Annotated in this window: 17 protein-coding genes; 9 read left to right on the plus strand and 8 right to left on the minus strand. The window is 64.2% G+C overall.

Going from position 1 to position 14,293, the window contains the following annotated elements; genetic code table 11:
- Positions 1-161: 161 nt before the first annotated feature.
- Both S58_RS20040 and S58_RS20045 read left to right on the plus strand, forming a co-directional pair.
- Positions 162-407, plus strand: coding sequence for a hypothetical protein (locus S58_RS20040; protein WP_015667189.1), 246 nt, complete (start codon positions 162-164; stop codon positions 405-407).
- A gap of 208 nt (positions 408-615) precedes the next feature.
- On the plus strand, positions 616-2,712 hold the full coding sequence (locus S58_RS20045; RefSeq protein ID WP_015667190.1) for an ATP-binding protein: 2,097 nt from the start codon (positions 616-618) through the stop codon (positions 2,710-2,712).
- Positions 2,713-2,734: 22 nt separating this feature from the next.
- Here the strand turns inward: S58_RS20045 and S58_RS20050 are convergent, their stop codons facing one another.
- From S58_RS20050 to S58_RS20060, 3 genes are all read right to left on the minus strand, one after another.
- On the minus strand, positions 2,735-4,357 hold the full coding sequence (locus tag S58_RS20050) for an ABC-F family ATP-binding cassette domain-containing protein (protein ID WP_015667191.1): 1,623 nt from the start codon (positions 4,355-4,357) through the stop codon (positions 2,735-2,737).
- 104 nt (positions 4,358-4,461) lie between these two features.
- Positions 4,462-4,920 (minus strand): hypothetical protein, encoded by a 459-nt coding sequence (locus tag S58_RS20055; protein ID WP_015667192.1) that lies wholly within the window; start codon positions 4,918-4,920, stop codon positions 4,462-4,464.
- A gap of 218 nt (positions 4,921-5,138) precedes the next feature.
- Positions 5,139-6,173: a glutamine synthetase beta-grasp domain-containing protein gene (locus tag S58_RS20060; RefSeq protein ID WP_015667193.1), complete on the minus strand. Its 1,035-nt coding sequence runs from the start codon at positions 6,171-6,173 to the stop codon at positions 5,139-5,141.
- Between the two features lie 545 nt (positions 6,174-6,718).
- On the opposite strand from S58_RS20060, the gene S58_RS20065 reads away from it, so the two are divergent.
- Together S58_RS20065 and S58_RS20070 are read left to right on the plus strand one after the other, a co-directional pair.
- Positions 6,719-6,913 carry a DUF2735 domain-containing protein gene (locus tag S58_RS20065; RefSeq protein ID WP_015667194.1) on the plus strand — a complete coding sequence of 65 codons (195 nt, stop codon included), beginning with the start codon at positions 6,719-6,721 and terminating at the stop codon, positions 6,911-6,913.
- Positions 6,914-7,107: 194 nt separating this feature from the next.
- Positions 7,108-7,881 carry a tyrosine-protein phosphatase gene (locus S58_RS20070; RefSeq protein WP_015667195.1) on the plus strand — a complete coding sequence of 258 codons (774 nt, stop codon included), beginning with the start codon at positions 7,108-7,110 and terminating at the stop codon, positions 7,879-7,881.
- A gap of 145 nt (positions 7,882-8,026) precedes the next feature.
- On the opposite strand, the gene S58_RS20075 is transcribed toward S58_RS20070, so the two are convergent.
- The gene (locus S58_RS20075) at positions 8,027-8,245 is read right to left on the minus strand and encodes a hypothetical protein (RefSeq protein WP_042339972.1); all 219 of its coding nucleotides are present in this window, start codon (positions 8,243-8,245) and stop codon (positions 8,027-8,029) included.
- A gap of 91 nt (positions 8,246-8,336) precedes the next feature.
- Positions 8,337-9,035 carry an SGNH/GDSL hydrolase family protein gene (locus tag S58_RS20080; protein ID WP_015667197.1) on the minus strand — a complete coding sequence of 233 codons (699 nt, stop codon included), beginning with the start codon at positions 9,033-9,035 and terminating at the stop codon, positions 8,337-8,339.
- A gap of 131 nt (positions 9,036-9,166) precedes the next feature.
- Here S58_RS20080 and fabG point away from each other — a divergent pair, with 131 nt between their 5' ends.
- The 3 genes from fabG (at position 9,167) to S58_RS20095 (ending at position 11,022) form a co-directional block, all read left to right on the plus strand.
- Positions 9,167-9,847 (plus strand): 3-oxoacyl-ACP reductase FabG, encoded by a 681-nt coding sequence (gene fabG / locus S58_RS20085; RefSeq protein WP_015667198.1) that lies wholly within the window; start codon positions 9,167-9,169, stop codon positions 9,845-9,847.
- 93 nt (positions 9,848-9,940) lie between these two features.
- Positions 9,941-10,639, plus strand: a complete 699-nt coding sequence (locus S58_RS20090; protein ID WP_015667199.1) for a DUF2161 domain-containing phosphodiesterase — start codon at positions 9,941-9,943, stop codon at positions 10,637-10,639.
- Between the two features lie 77 nt (positions 10,640-10,716).
- Complete coding sequence (locus S58_RS20095) at positions 10,717-11,022, plus strand: hypothetical protein (RefSeq protein ID WP_015667200.1); 306 nt, start codon at positions 10,717-10,719, stop codon at positions 11,020-11,022.
- Positions 11,023-11,137: 115 nt separating this feature from the next.
- Here S58_RS20095 and S58_RS20100 read toward each other — a convergent pair whose 3' ends face one another.
- From S58_RS20100 to S58_RS20110, 3 genes are all read right to left on the minus strand, one after another.
- Positions 11,138-11,761 carry a GNAT family N-acetyltransferase gene (locus S58_RS20100; protein ID WP_042339975.1) on the minus strand — a complete coding sequence of 208 codons (624 nt, stop codon included), beginning with the start codon at positions 11,759-11,761 and terminating at the stop codon, positions 11,138-11,140.
- Between the two features lie 161 nt (positions 11,762-11,922).
- Positions 11,923-12,321: a PaaI family thioesterase gene (locus S58_RS20105; protein ID WP_015667202.1), complete on the minus strand. Its 399-nt coding sequence runs from the start codon at positions 12,319-12,321 to the stop codon at positions 11,923-11,925.
- 122 nt (positions 12,322-12,443) lie between these two features.
- A complete protein-coding gene (locus S58_RS20110) occupies positions 12,444-13,724 on the minus strand; it encodes an ArgE/DapE family deacylase (protein WP_015667203.1) in 1,281 nt (426 codons plus the stop codon).
- Positions 13,725-13,871: 147 nt separating this feature from the next.
- On the opposite strand from S58_RS20110, the gene S58_RS38660 reads away from it, so the two are divergent.
- Positions 13,872-14,024, plus strand: a complete 153-nt coding sequence (locus S58_RS38660) for a hypothetical protein (RefSeq protein WP_015667204.1) — start codon at positions 13,872-13,874, stop codon at positions 14,022-14,024.
- Positions 14,024-14,293: a DUF6719 family protein gene (locus S58_RS20115; protein WP_015667205.1), complete on the plus strand. Its 270-nt coding sequence runs from the start codon at positions 14,024-14,026 to the stop codon at positions 14,291-14,293. The genes S58_RS38660 and S58_RS20115 overlap by 1 nt, the downstream gene beginning before the upstream one ends.

Raw genomic sequence — 14,293 nt, forward strand, 5'->3', positions numbered from 1 at the left:
CTGCAGCGCACATCGGCGGCGCCGGTAGCATGCTGATGGTGTCACGCGCGACCAGCGCCTTATTTCGGGTGATAGGCCAAGGATAGGTCAAGGCGAAACTTGATCGCGCCAAGATTTGAGGCTCCCATCCGCCGCATTGTTCGTCCCAAGGAGACACGCTCATGAAGAAGCTTTTTCTGATTGCCGCGCTCGCGACCTTCGCTGCCGGCTCCGCCTTCGCTCAAGACAGCTGCGAGACCAAGGCCGTCGGCAAGGACGGCAAGGCCCTGGCTGGCGCCGCCAAGACCTCGTTCATGAAGAAGTGCATGGCCGAGAGCTGCGAAACCAAGGCGGTCGGCTCCGACGGCAAGAAGCTCGCCGGCGCCGCCAAGTCGAGCTTCATGAAGAAGTGCGAAGCCGGCGGCTGATACGGCTTGCGACTGACGACATCGGCGCCCCGCCATGATGGCTGGCGGGGCGAAAGATCTTCCGGCGAGTTCCATCGCGCGAGCGTATCGGCAAGCGCGATTGACATGATACAGTGTCGCGAGATCCTCACATCGAGCTGCCCATGCCCTGCCGAATTCACGTCCGCCTGCTCTGTCTGGTTCCGCATTTCGGCGAGGCGCTCGCGGCGTGAGTTCCTCGGAGATCGATGCGCTCCGGCAGCGGCTGCAGCAGCTGGAAAGCGAGAATGCAAGGCTTCAGGCGCTGTTTGCCGCCGACGCCGGCCGTCGAGCCCGCGCCGAAACCGCGCTGGCCGAAAGCGAGGAGCGTTACCGCACACTGTTCAACTCGATCGATGAAGGCTTCTGCATCATCGAGTTCTTCGACGGCCCGCACGGCCCGTTGAGCGACTACGTCCACGTCGAGGCCAATCCGGCCTATGCGCTGCATGCCGGCATCCCCAACGTGGTCGGGCAGAAGGTGCGGGAGATGGTGCCCGACGAGGCCGGCGGCTGGGTCGAGCTCTATGGCGCCGTCTTGCGCACCGGCGAGCCGATCCGGTTCGAACGCGAGCTGGTCGCCACCGGCCGCTATCTCGAACTGGCGGCCTTCCGGGTCGAACCGGCGACGCGGCGGCAGGTGGCGGTGCTGTTCCAGGACATCACCGCGCGCAAGCGCGCCGAGGCCGCGCTGCAGGAGATCAACGACACGCTCGAGGCGCGCGTCGTCGCCGCGCTGGCCGAGCGCAAGCTGCTGGCCGACATCGTCGAAGGCACCAATGCCTTCGTGCAGGTCGTCGACATGCAGTTTCGCCTGATCGCGATCAACGGCGCCTCGGCACGGGAGTTCGAGCGCATTTTCGGCATCCTGCCGAAGGTCGGCGATGATCTGGTGGAGCTCCTGAAGGACATGCCGGAGCACCAGGCGACCGTGAAGGCCGTCTGGGCGCGCGCGCTCGGCGGCGAGGAATTCACCGAGGTCGCCGAGTTCGGCGACGCCAGCCGGGACCGCCGCTACTACGAGATGCGCTTCTCCGTGCTGCGCAATGGCGAGGGAGCACAGATCGGCGCCTACCAGTTCGTCTATGACGTGACCGAGCGGCTCCAGGAACAGACCAGGCTGCACGAGGCCGAGGAGGCGCTGCGCCAGTCGCAGAAGATGGAAGCGGTCGGACAGCTGACCGGGGGCATCGCGCATGATTTCAACAATCTGCTGACCGGCATCATGGGCTCGCTCGAGATGCTCCAGACCCGTGTGCGCCAGGGCCGTTTCTCGGAGATCGACCGCTACGTGGCGGCGGCCCAGGGCGCATCCAAGCGCGCGGCTGGGCTCACTCATCGCCTGCTCGCCTTCTCGCGACGCCAGACGCTCGACCCGAAGCCGACCGACGTCAACCGGCTGGTGATGGGCATGGAGGAGCTGGTCCGCCGCACCGTCGGCCCGCAGATCACGCTCGAAGTGGTGACGGCCGGCGGGCTGTGGCCGGCGCTGATCGATCCATCGCAGCTCGAAAGCGCGCTGCTCAACCTCTGCATCAATGCCCGCGACGCCATGCCCGAAGGCGGCCGGATCACGATCGAGACCGCCAACAAATGGCTCGACGACCGCGCCGCCCGCGAACGCGACCTGCCGCCCGGTCAGTACATCTCGCTTTGCGTGACCGACAACGGCACGGGCATGACACCCGACGTGATCGAGCACGCCTTTGATCCGTTCTTCACGACCAAGCCGATCGGCCAGGGCACCGGCCTCGGCCTGTCGATGGTCTACGGCTTCGTCCGCCAGTCGGGCGGCCAGGTGCGGATCTATTCCGAGCTTGGTCAAGGCACCACGATGTGTCTGTATTTTCCGCGCCACTATGTCGGCGAAGCCGAGGCCACCGATGCCGCGCGCAACAGCGCCGCGATGCCGGTGCACACCGGGCAGACCATTCTCGTCGTCGACGACGAGCCGACCGTGCGCATGCTGGTCATGGAGGTGCTCGACGAGCGTGGCTACGCCGTCATCGAAGCCAAGGACGGCCCTTCGGGGTTGGCGGCGCTGCAGTCGAGCGCGCGCATCGATCTCCTGATCACCGATGTCGGCCTGCCCGGCGGCATGAACGGCCGTCAGCTGGCTGACGCGGCGCGCACGACGCGTCCGGGTCTGAAGGTGCTGTTCATCACGGGCTACGCCGAGAACGCGATCCTGAGCAGCGGCCAGCTCGCGCCCGGCATGCAGGTGCTGACCAAGCCGTTCGACGTCGAGGCCCTCGCCGGCCGCGTCACCGAGATGGTGGAGAGCTGAGCGCGTCCCCCTCGCCGTTGGATCAGCTGCGCAGCCCGGGCGCCTCGTGGCCGCTGCGGGCGACATATTCGGTGTAGCCGCCGCCATACTGATGGAGCCCGTCGGACGTCAACTCCAGCACGCGGTTGGAGAGCGCCGCGAGGAAATGACGATCATGGGACACGAACAGCATGGTGCCCTCGAAGCTCGACAACGCGGCGATCAGCATCTCCTTGGTCGCCATGTCCAGATGGTTGGTCGGCTCGTCCAGCACCAGGAAGTTCGGCGGATCGTAGAGCATCTTGGCCATCACGAGCCGCGCCTTCTCGCCGCCCGACAGCACCCGGCATCGCTTTTCGACGTCGTCGCCGGAGAAGCCGAAGCACCCCGCCAGCGCCCGCAGCGAGCCTTGGCCCGCCTGCGGGAACGAATGCTCCAGCGATTCGAACACCGTCTCGTCGCCGTCCAGCAGATCCATCGCATGCTGGGCGAAGTAGCCCATCTTGACGCTGCCGCCGATCGTCACCGAGCCGTCATCGGGCTCCGCGCTGCCGGCGATCAGCTTCAGCAAGGTGGACTTGCCGGCGCCGTTGACACCCATGACGCACCAGCGCTCCCGGCGCCGGATCATGAAATCCAGCCCGTCATAGATGCGACGGCTGCCGTAGCTCTTGGAGACGTTCTTCAGCGCGACCACGTCCTCACCCGAGCGCGGCGCCGGCAGAAAATCGAACGCGACCGTCTGGCGCCGCTTCGGCGGCTCGACCCGCTCGATCTTGTCGAGCTTCTTGACCCGGCTCTGCACCTGCGCCGCGTGCGAGGCGCGCGCCTTGAAGCGCTCGATGAACTTGATCTCCTTGGACAGCATCGCCTGCTGGCGCTCATACTGCGCCTGCTGCTGCTTCTCGTTGAGCGCCCGCTGCTGCTCGTAGAAATCGTAATCGCCGGAATAGGTCGTGAGCTGGCCGGCGTCGATCTCGATCACCTTGTTGATGATGCGGTTGATGAACTCGCGGTCGTGCGAGGTCATCAGCAGCGCCCCCTCATAGCCCTTGAGGAATTGCTCCAGCCAGATCAGGCTTTCCAGGTCGAGATGGTTGGACGGCTCGTCGAGCAGCATGACGTCGGGCCGCATCAGCAGGATGCGCGCCAGCGCGACGCGCATCTTCCAGCCGCCGGACAACAGGCCGACGTCCTTGTCCATCATCTCCTCGGAGAAGCCGAGACCCGCGAGCGCCTCGCGTGCCCGGCTGTCGAGCGCATAGCCGTCGAGTTCCTCGAACCGCGCCAGCACCTCGCCATAGCGCGCGATGATGTCGTCCATCTCGTCGGCGCGATCCGGATCAGCCATCGCGGTCTCGAGCTCCTTGAGCTCGGCTGCGACCGACGATACTGGCCCGGCCCCATCCATGACCTCGGCGACGGCACTGCGGCCGGACATCTCGCCGACATCCTGGTTGAAGTAGCCGATCGACACGCCGCGATCGATCGAGACCTGCCCTTCGTCCGGCTGCTCGCGGCCCGAGATCATCCGGAACAGCGTCGTCTTGCCGGCGCCGTTCGGACCGACCAGGCCGATCTTTTCGCCGCGCTGGAGGGCGGCGGAGGCTTCGATGAAGAGAATCTGGTGGCCGACTTGCTTACTGACGTTATCGAGGCGGATCATGAGGGCTCAGGACATGGACATGTTGCCGCCGCTCTTAGTCGATGCGCGCCGCCGGTGGAAGGCGCAATTTGGGCCCTCCCGCCAGTACCATCAGACCGGCTGGGTCAGCGGCCGTGCGGCCGGAAATCCTGGTTGCCGAATGGCTTGTCGGTTGGAATGCGAATGGCGATGTAGCCGCGATCCATCGAGGCGTGGCACGCATTGCAGCCCGACGTGAGCTCCGTCACGGCCGCGGCGAAGCGCTTGCCGTCCTTGGCGGCGATGGCATCCGAAATCGACTGGATCGGCTGGCCCAGCGTGGTCACGTTGTCCACCGGCAGACCCGAATAGAAGATCGCGGCGTCGGTCAGGCTCTGCCTCAGCTGAGCGAGTTCATAGGACGCGAGATCCCAGTTCTTGGCCTGCCCCGCGAACGACAGCTTCGCATGCCGGACCTGGATGAGATTCATGATGTCGCCGAGCCGCGGCAGATACTGGTCTGCATTGGACCGCGATTGCGCCGCAGCCAGCGAGACCGCCGAACAGGCAAGCAGAACACCGGCAACCCACTTGCGATAATTCATGTCGACACCCCCGCTTCCCAGATCCGAGCCGTTGCACTCCAAGAAGAACATACCGCTGTGATCGAAAGCCGGACTTGCGATTGATCAAGACCGACAGGGTCAACCGCTCAATAGACCGCCTCGAGTTCTTAAGGCTTGTAAAACGAATGATCCGCCGAAGCGGCTGCTCCGGCGGATCATCATGTCAGCCCCTGCCCCGGGGTGTTGTGTTCGGCGTCTTAGGCTGCGGCCTTCGCGCCGGTCGGAACCATCGAGATCGTCTTCAGGACCTGAGACGCGATCTGGTAGGGGTCGCCCTGGGAGTTCGGGCGGCGGTCTTCCAGATAGCCCTTGTAGCCATTGTTGGCGAAGGAATGCGGCACGCGGATCGAGGCGCCGCGATCAGCAATACCCCAGCTGAAAGTATCGATCGACGCAGTCTCGTGCTTGCCGGTCAGACGCATGTGGTTGTCCGGACCGTACACTGCGATGTGATCGGCGCGGGCTTCCTTGAAAGCGTCCATCAGCTTCTCGAAGTACTCCTTGCCGCCGACTTCGCGCATGTGCTTGGTCGAGAAGTTGCAGTGCATGCCCGAGCCGTTCCAGTCGGTGTCGCCGAGCGGCTTGCAGTGGAACTCGATGTCGATGCCGTACTTCTCGGTCAGGCGCAGCATGAGATAGCGGGCCATCCACATCTGGTCGGCGGCAGTGCGCGAGCCCTTGCCGAACACCTGGAATTCCCACTGGCCCTTCGCCACTTCGGCGTTGATGCCTTCGTGGTTGATGCCGGCCGCGAGGCAGAGGTCGAGATGCTCCTCGACGATCTTGCGGGCGACGTCGCCGACGTTCTTGAAGCCGACGCCGGTGTAGTACGGACCCTGCGGAGCGGGATAGCCGTATTCCGGGAAGCCGAGCGGACGACCGTCCTTGTAGAAGAAGTACTCCTGCTCGAAACCGAACCACGCATCCTGATCGTCCAGAATGGTCGCGCGGGCGTTCGACGCATGCGGAGTCACGCCGTCCGGCATCATCACTTCGCACATCACCAGCACGCCGTTCGTACGACCGGCATCGGGATACACGGCGACCGGCTTCAGCACGCAATCGGAGCTATGGCCTTCGGCCTGCATCGTCGACGAGCCGTCGAAGCCCCACAGAGGCAGTTGCTCCAGGGTCGGAAACGAGGAAAATTCCTTGATCTGTGTCTTGCCGCGCAAATTCGGCACCGGCTTGTAGCCGTCGAGCCAGATGTACTCGAGTTTGTATTTCGTCATTGAGCCTCTCTGTCTTATCGAAAGGTGGGAGGCCAGCAATCGAAGGCACCCCGCTTACCCGGCCACGATCGGCCAGCGCACTCTTAAGCATGGAACGTGCCAAATCCCGCGACGTCCCGCCGCAGCGGCCGACCTCGATCCGAGCACCGCATGACCAGACTTTCCCCCGTGTCGAGTGCGGCAAAGCGGCACGGCCGGGATTGCACGGGCTGCATGACGGCGGCAGCGGTGTGTCCGAATCACGCTTGATTCCTTGGCATTTGCGGCGCTGCGAGACTCCAGACGACCAAGGCGTTGGCAGTGCCCCGACATTTTTGAAAAGACCTGAGCTTCCTTTCGCAACCTTTGATCTGGCTCAAGCGTTAGTCAGCTGCCTGTTGCTTCGCAGGGTGCAAGTCCGGAAATGCCTCCGAAACGTGCAACATGTGATTTCATTTTGATCATATTGCATTCTCCGGGGCAGCCGCCGATATCGATACTGGTAACCACAAGCGAACGAGTCGGGCGCACCATCAGCTGTGGTCCGATGGGAAGGAGAATTGCCAATGGACAGGAACGTGAACGAGGGGTCCGCAAGGATCTATCAATTCCCGCGCGGCGGGCGGGCGGGTCTCGCGCCCCGTCATGCCGGAGAGACCTCTGCACGGCAGATCGCACCGTCTTTGCAGCCGACGATCTACAGCGGCAGCTGGTATCACGACGAGGCGATCCAGGAAGCCAAGCCGGCGTGGGACCGCTGATGTCGACAAGTCCCGTAACGCACGCTTCGCGCTTTTGCTGAAGGGTCGGACCGACGAGGTTCCGGCCCTTTTGCTTTCTCAGACATTCTTCGGAGCTGCTCGCAGACGAGCGAGGTTGTGCCGGGTCATGGGGCGGCCGTCCCTGGTCACCAGGTCGCGGAAACTGAGCGGACGACATTCCCCTTCGAAGGTCGATGACGTACATTCAGGGCATGTCCGACGCGCCCTTCCAGCACCCTGCCCGCCACCTCGGTCTCCAAGGCGCCAGCAACTTCAGGGATCTCGGCGGATATCGCAGTCGCGATGGACGCCATGTGCGCTGGCGACAGCTGTTTCGGTCAAACCATCTCGGCCGGCTGACCGAGGCCGATATTGCGATTTTGCGCCAGCTCGGCGTCCGCACCGCGTTCGATTTCCGCGGTCGCGACGAGCGCAACGCTGGCCTCTGCGCCGTGAGCGAAATCACCGTGCGCTCCGTGCCGATCGAGCCGAGCGTCGTCCCCGCACTGCGAGCCCGGGCAATGGCCGGGCGTCTGGCGGCGGACGAAGCCCTGGACCTCATGCGTGAATCCTATCGCAACTACATCCGCAACCACACGCCGCGTTTTCGGGTGCTGTTCGACCATCTCCTGCAGGACCATGCGCCGCTGGTGATCCATTGCACGGCAGGCAAGGACCGCACCGGCGTCGCATGTGCGCTGGTGCTGCATGCGCTCGACATTCCGGACGATGTCATTCTCGAGGACTACCTGCTGACGAACCAGCTCTACCAGCGCGACTCGGCAGCTCACCCCGATCTTCCCGGCGATGTCGTGCAGGCGATCGGAACGGTCCAAGGCTCGTTCCTGGCGGCGGCGTTCGATACCATGCGCGACGATTTCGGCGACGTCGACGCGTACTTGCGCCACGGTCTCGCCATCGACAGCGCCGCGCGCAACGCTTTGCAGGAGCTTTATCTCACGCGATGAGAGGTCGGAGCTCAGTCCTACAGCTTGGCCCAAAGACTACCGTTTCGGTATCGCCGACGGCATGAGAAACCCGGTGCGTAGGCACGCTACGCACATCGCATCGATCGACCCGATTCGCGGGCCGTGCAGTCCTGCTGGTGCCGAATCAGGCCGCCTCGATATCGGCCGTCTCAGCGGCCTCCAGCGCATCGAGATCGGCAATCACCTCCTCGAACGCGGAAATGGCCTGCTGAACCGCTGCAATCTGCATCAACTCCCAGCCGCTCACCGGACCTGCACGATTCTGCAAGGCGACCACGAGATCCCGCCGCTGCTCCTTCAGTTGCACCAGCGGCAAACCATGGTCCGGCAGATGTCTCATCATGACAAAGCTCCAACGCCCTTCAAACGGCACATCGGTAAGCTATCCTGCCACGCTGGCGATCCGCTTACGAAACTCGGACAAATTTTATCGATCAGGCGAGCGGCGCCGGCGCCGACATCATCGCTTCGGCAAGAATGCTGCTGATACGCGCGGTCGCCACTTCACTCACGTGGAGGCGATCGCCATGCCCGTCGTCCAGCGCCGACGGCGAGATCTTGCCGCTCTCGCACCAGCCCTTCATTAGCGCCCAGCGCCCGAACAGATTGACGCCGGCCGCGGAGGTGACCTTCTCGATCCGCCGCTGCATGTCTTCGGCGAGGGCCAACCGTCTCGGCACGTCGACGATTGCAGCGGTATATTGCAGGTCCATGACGATCACGTCGACCGGCAGCGGGGCAAGCCATTCGAGACCGACGCGGAGCGCCGCCTCGACCTCATCCAGACTATAGAGTCCGTCCCTGTAGGCGGCGTTCGTGCCGACCTGCCAAATGACCAGCGACGGCTGTTCCGCGATCACGTCGCATTCGAACCGCGAGAGCTCCTCCGGCGCCTCCTGTCCGCCAAGGCCACGATTGAGCACATCGACCATGCAGCCAAAATTGGCCTTGCGCAGCGATTGCTCGAGTCGCGCGGGGAATGCGACAATTTCATTGGTACCCGCCGTCGACGACGAACCGAGCGCCACGATCCGGGTCTTGCGTTGTGCACGAAGACTGTGCCGGAAATGGCTGATCGGATGACGAAAACCGGTGAAAACGTCGGGAAGTCCGCCAGCGCCTGTCGCGGTCATGATCACCTCTGACGAACCACGCCTTCTGATTGCAATTGCATGCCGCGGCCGCGCCCCCATTGCAACTCGTTCGCTTGGCAATAGTATAAAAGGGGGCGCTGCGGGGCGCGTGAACGGGGACCAGAGACGGAATGGACGGAGCAGTCATCGTCATCACGGGGGCGCAGGGCGCGCTCGGGCGCAGCGTTGCCGACCTCGCGCTGGCGCGCGGAGCGCATGTGGCCGGGATCGATCATGCCCAGGCCGAGATCCCGGCAAGTGACGACCGCATCGAGCTCGGAGGCGTCGACCTGTCCGACCCCGAACAGGCAAAGGTCGCCATCGATTCGGTGGCCGCCCATTTTGGTGCGCTGGATGCCCTGATCAACGTCGCCGGGGCATTCGCTTTCGAGAATGCCGCCGATGGCGATGACAGCGTCTGGCAGAAGATGCATGCGCGCAATCTGATGACGGCGCTGCATGCCTCCCGGGCCGCGATCCCCCATCTCGTGCGTTCCAGCACCGGGCGCATCGTGAACATCGGCGCGATGGGCGCGCTTGCAGCCGGTGCCGGCATGGGTCCCTATGCCGCCTCCAAGTCAGGCGTGCATCGGCTGACGGAGGCGCTCGCGGCGGAGTGGAAGGGCAAGATCACGGTCAACGCGGTGCTGCCTTCGACCATCGATACGCCGGCCAATCGCGCCAGCATGCCCAAGGCTGATTTCGACAAATGGGTCACGCCGCAGGAACTCGCGGAGGTGATCCTGTTTCTTGCGAGCGACGCCGCGAGCGGCGTGACCGGCGCATTGATACCGGTGGTCGGCCGCATGTAGCAGCGCGGTCGGCCAGGGACCGACTTGGCGCTGACATCGGGGGATGCATCGGGCTAGACTCGCCCGCGCTTGAGTCGCACGCATGGACGGCCCTTGGAAACCGCGCTGTACCTCCCCGTCAAACGCTTTCTCGAAAACCTCGGCTTCTCGGCCAAAGGGGAAGTCGGCGGCTGCGATGTGGTGGCGCTGAAGGCCGGCGACCCGCCGCTCGTCGTCATCTGCGAGCTGAAGCAGGCATTCAACCTGGAACTGCTGCTGCAGGCGGTCGACCGTGCCGGAGCCTGTGACGAGGTCTGGGTCGCCGCCAAACTGTCGGCACGCGGCAAGGGCCGCGAAAGCGATGCACGCTACCGCAATCTCTGCCGCCGGCTCGGCTTCGGGATGCTGGCCGTGACGTCGACCGGACAGGTCGAGGTGCTGGTCCATCCGCCCACCGCCGCACCGCGCAAGAACCCCAAGAAGCGGTCGCGGCTGGTGATCGAGCATCAGAAGCGCAGGGGCGACCCCGTCGCCGGCGGTTCGACGCGCGCGCCCATCATGACGGCCTATCGGCAGCAGGCGCTGGCCTGCGCCTCGGCGCTGTTGGGCGGCCCAAAGCGAATCCGTGACCTCAGCGTGGACATTCCGGATGCGCCGAAGATCCTGCAGCGCAACGTCTATGGCTGGTTCGACCGCGCCGAGCGCGGCGTCTACACCCTGACGAAAGCCGGGCACGCGGCCTTGCGCCGTTGGCCCCAGGATATCCACATGACGCAGGTAGTGTTGCCCGGTCGCGACATGGTGAATGCATAGCTGGCTTGCCCGGCGGAATATATATTGCAATGCAGCAATTCTGCTTCTAGGTATCCCGGACGATTCACGAGGCCCCCATGAGCGAAGATTGGAACACCAAGTACGGTCCGCGTCGCGTGCGGCGCGATCCCCCGACTCTTGAGGAAGCGATTTTCGCCGCATCCGGCATCACCGACGACGTCGAGGCGCAGGCCGAGATCGCATCGGCGCTGATGGGGCTGCCGCTCGAGCAGGTCCTGCCCGAGGTGAAGAAGGCGAGCCGCATCGCGGCGCGTACCAACACCCGCGTCATCACGGCCGATCAGGGCACACAGCAGCGCGCCGTCGTGGTCGAGCGCCGCACCGTGCGCCGCTTCAATTTCGACAAGCGCACGGGCACCTGAGGCAGCTGCCCGCGACGGTGCAAGCCGCACGCCGGCCAGCCCGCACCGACAAACGAAAAGCGCGACAGCGGGGACCGCTGTCGCGCTTTTCTTGGTTGTTACCGAGCGTTGTCGATCAGGCGGCGCGCTGGTCGCCATACATGCGGGTCACCAGCTTCCAGCACGCGCGATTGAGATTGAAGAGCGCACGGGCCGCAGCAATCGGCGTCTCGATCACCAGCTTCGTCAGCTCATCCTGCGGCTGCTGGGTCAGGTCGATCGTGCCGGTCGACTCGCCATGGCGGAAAGCCAGATGGGCGCCGAATTTGGCCGCCAGCGCCCGCATGGCGTGGTTCTGCGAGCCGGTCGTGACGCGCAGCTGGCGATAGCCCTTCCAGCGCGCTTCCGAGATCACCCGCTGGAACAGTAGGCTGCCGACGCCGCGGCGGCGCACGCAGGCCTCGACGCTGAACGCGATCTCCGGAAGCCCGTCCTCGGACTGCTCCGGCGGATGCAGCTCGGCGGCGCCGCGCACCATGCCGTTCTCCATGTAGGCGACGACGATGGTGCCATCGGCCGCACAGCGGGCCGCGTAGCGTTCGATGAAACTGTCATCGAGAAAACCGTTGAATCGATCGTGCCGGCTCTCTGCGTCGAGCCGCAACAAATGATCGCGCAGCAGCGGCAGTTCTTCGTGCTGGCTGAGCGTCCGCACATAGCCAAAGCCGGGCCGGGGACGGAAAGTATCTACCTGTGTCACTGCCAAAGACTCCTCTCAGAAGCCCTCGCGTACCGACGTCTTTCCCTAGACAGGAGACATATTGTGCATCGCAACATTCATTGCAAGCCCCATGCTCTACGGAGAGAACATGCAGCCATGCACGGGCCGCGTGAGTTAACAATTCGTTTGTATACGAATCATCACAGCACGAGCTGGGTCTGGGTGACGATCGCTACCAGCTTTCCGTCCTCGGTCTCGATCCGGGTCTGCCATACCTGGGTGCGGCGGCCTCGGTGTACCGGTGTCGCAATTGCAGTCACGACTGTGCCTTCCCTGGCACCGCCGATGAAGTTGGTCTTGCTCTCGACCGTCGTAGTGCCCTTGGCATCCTCCGGCAGATTGATCACGGTGGCGGCGGCTCCGACCGAATCGGCCAGCGCCATCACGGCGCCGCCATGGATCGTGTGATGCAGCGTGCAGAGGTCGGCCCTGACGAGCATCTGCGCCACCACGCGGTCCGCGCTCGCCTCGGTGAAGCCGACGCCCTTCAATTCGGCGAACGGCATCTTCAGCGAATTGATCTTCTCGAGCGGCGTCATGCCAGTCCCCCTCCTCCGTGATCGAATGGCGCGTCTGCGCGCGCCTGTGCCGATCTGGATGCCTCGCGCTTTGAACCGAAGGCAATGACCTGCGAGGTCATTGCCTTCGCGCGCGCTGCCAGTCAGATCTTCTCGACCCCGCACCATTCGGCAATGAACAGCGCCATCGTCTTGGTCGTCTGGCGCAGCGAGTCGAGCTCGACATATTCGTTGAAGCCGTGCATCGCAGCGCCGGTCGCGCCGAAGCACAGGCTCGGGATGTTGTAGTCGAGGCCGTAGAAGCGGGTGTCGGTCAGCGCCGTGAAGACGAGATCCTGCACCTCTCCGCCATGGACCGCCTTGAACGCCCTGCCGAACGCAGCCTCCGGCGCGGCGGCATCGATCAGCTCATAGCCTTCCGACAGGAAGCCGGACCATTCGACGACCGGCGGATTGTTGGAAAGAAAGCGGTGATCGCGCGAGGCCGCGGCGACGCAGGCGAGGATCTCGTTCTGGCAGTCCTTGACCGACCAGCCGGGCAGGATCGCGATGCGGCAATCGACGTCGCACCAGGCCGGCACGCTCGAGGCCCAATCGCCGCCCTTGATGATCCCGGGATTGAAGTTGATGGGATGGGTGAGCGTCTTGAAGTGACGATCGCTCTTGGCGCGCTCGTTCCAGTCGGCCTCGAGCTTCTCCAGCGCATGGATCAGATGGTAGCTCGCCTGGATCGCGTTGGCGCCGACGCCGGCTTCGAACACGTGCGCCGGGAAGCCGCGGACCTTCAGGCGAAACCAGATCACGCCGACCTGCGAACGGACCATCTTGCCGCTGGTCGGCTCCGGAATGAAGCAGGCGTCGGCGCGATAGCCGCGCTGCAAGGTGGAGAGCGCGCCGACACCGGTGCTCTCCTCCTCGATCACCGACTGCACGTGAATGCGCGCGGTAGGCTTCAAGCCGGCAGCCTTGATCGCATCGAGCGCATAGAGCGCGCCGATGGTGCCGGACTTCATGTCGCAGGCGCCGCGGCCATACATCCGGCCGTCCTTGATGACGGGCGAGAACGGCGGCGTCTCCCACATGTCGAGCGGGCCGGCCGGCACCACGTCGCAATGCCCCTGCAGGATCAGCGAGCGCCCCGCTGATGTTGCCGGGCGATAGGTTCCGACCACGCTGCGCGCCTTGGAGAAGTCGTGCTCGACCGGGCCAAAGCCGCGCATGTCCTTGAGATCGTCGAGATCGATGTGCCAGTCGTCGACCTCGTAGCCGCGCGTGCGCAGGAGGTCACCGAACATGTCCTGGCATGGCCCTTCGGCGCCGCGGGTCGAGGGGATCGCGACGAAGTCGCTGGTGGTCGCCAGCTGGCGCTCGAAGCCGGTATCCACGGCGTCGACGATCCGTCGCGTGATGTCTTCGGTGATCATGCCTGTCCAGGTTCCAATTGCTGATGAGCGCAGCAAACCACAATCCGGCGCACGATTGCACCGGATTCGCTGCTGCTTTCAGAATCGCAAGCCTCCCCGTACATTGGCGCATACGAAGCACCGCAAACGAGGTCTTTGGAATTTTGCATGTCGGATCACCGCAACATTCTCTATTTCCTGTTGGGCATTCTCACCGCCGCGGTTGTCGTGCTCGGCTATAATTTCTATCAATCCAAGAAGCAGCCCGACGGCTTCCAGATCAATGTCGGGCCGAACGGTGTGAAGATCGAGGGGAAGTGATGCGTCCAGTCCTGGCGTTGCGCTCGCGTATTGCCGCACAGTCTCTCGGTGGTCTCGGGCTTCTGCTGCTGCTCGCAGCGCCGGCGCACGCCCAATATGTCGGGCGCGAGGAGGACATCACGGATCTCCGGCTGGGCCAGCGCGTGATGGTCGATGACGGCACCTGTCCTGCCGGCCAGGTCAAGGAGGTGTCGGGATCCAAGATGTCCGAGACGGGGATTGTCCGCACCACGAAATGCGTGCCGCGTTTCGGGCCGAAGAAGAAGTAG

The organism is Bradyrhizobium oligotrophicum S58, assembly GCF_000344805.1.
GTDB classification, from domain to species: Bacteria; Pseudomonadota; Alphaproteobacteria; order Rhizobiales; family Xanthobacteraceae; genus Bradyrhizobium; species Bradyrhizobium oligotrophicum.

Coding starts and splice junctions, on each gene's coding strand:
- S58_RS20110 (WP_015667203.1), bottom strand. CDS start 13,724: ATGATCACCGAAGACATCACGCGACGGATCGTCGACGCCGTGGATACC.
- S58_RS20055 (WP_015667192.1), bottom strand. CDS start 4,920: ATGAATTATCGCAAGTGGGTTGCCGGTGTTCTGCTTGCCTGTTCGGCG.
- S58_RS20060 (WP_015667193.1), bottom strand. CDS start 6,173: ATGACGAAATACAAACTCGAGTACATCTGGCTCGACGGCTACAAGCCG.
- S58_RS20040 (WP_015667189.1), top strand. CDS start 162: ATGAAGAAGCTTTTTCTGATTGCCGCGCTCGCGACCTTCGCTGCCGGC.
- S58_RS20105 (WP_015667202.1), bottom strand. CDS start 12,321: ATGACGCCGCTCGAGAAGATCAATTCGCTGAAGATGCCGTTCGCCGAA.
- S58_RS20070 (WP_015667195.1), top strand. CDS start 7,108: ATGACGTACATTCAGGGCATGTCCGACGCGCCCTTCCAGCACCCTGCC.
- S58_RS20080 (WP_015667197.1), bottom strand. CDS start 9,035: ATGACCGCGACAGGCGCTGGCGGACTTCCCGACGTTTTCACCGGTTTT.
- S58_RS20050 (WP_015667191.1), bottom strand. CDS start 4,357: ATGATCCGCCTCGATAACGTCAGTAAGCAAGTCGGCCACCAGATTCTC.
- S58_RS20095 (WP_015667200.1), top strand. CDS start 10,717: ATGAGCGAAGATTGGAACACCAAGTACGGTCCGCGTCGCGTGCGGCGC.
- S58_RS38660 (WP_015667204.1), top strand. CDS start 13,872: ATGTCGGATCACCGCAACATTCTCTATTTCCTGTTGGGCATTCTCACC.
- fabG (WP_015667198.1), top strand. CDS start 9,167: ATGGACGGAGCAGTCATCGTCATCACGGGGGCGCAGGGCGCGCTCGGG.
- S58_RS20115 (WP_015667205.1), top strand. CDS start 14,024: ATGCGTCCAGTCCTGGCGTTGCGCTCGCGTATTGCCGCACAGTCTCTC.
- S58_RS20065 (WP_015667194.1), top strand. CDS start 6,719: ATGGACAGGAACGTGAACGAGGGGTCCGCAAGGATCTATCAATTCCCG.
- S58_RS20075 (WP_042339972.1), bottom strand. CDS start 8,245: ATGATGAGACATCTGCCGGACCATGGTTTGCCGCTGGTGCAACTGAAG.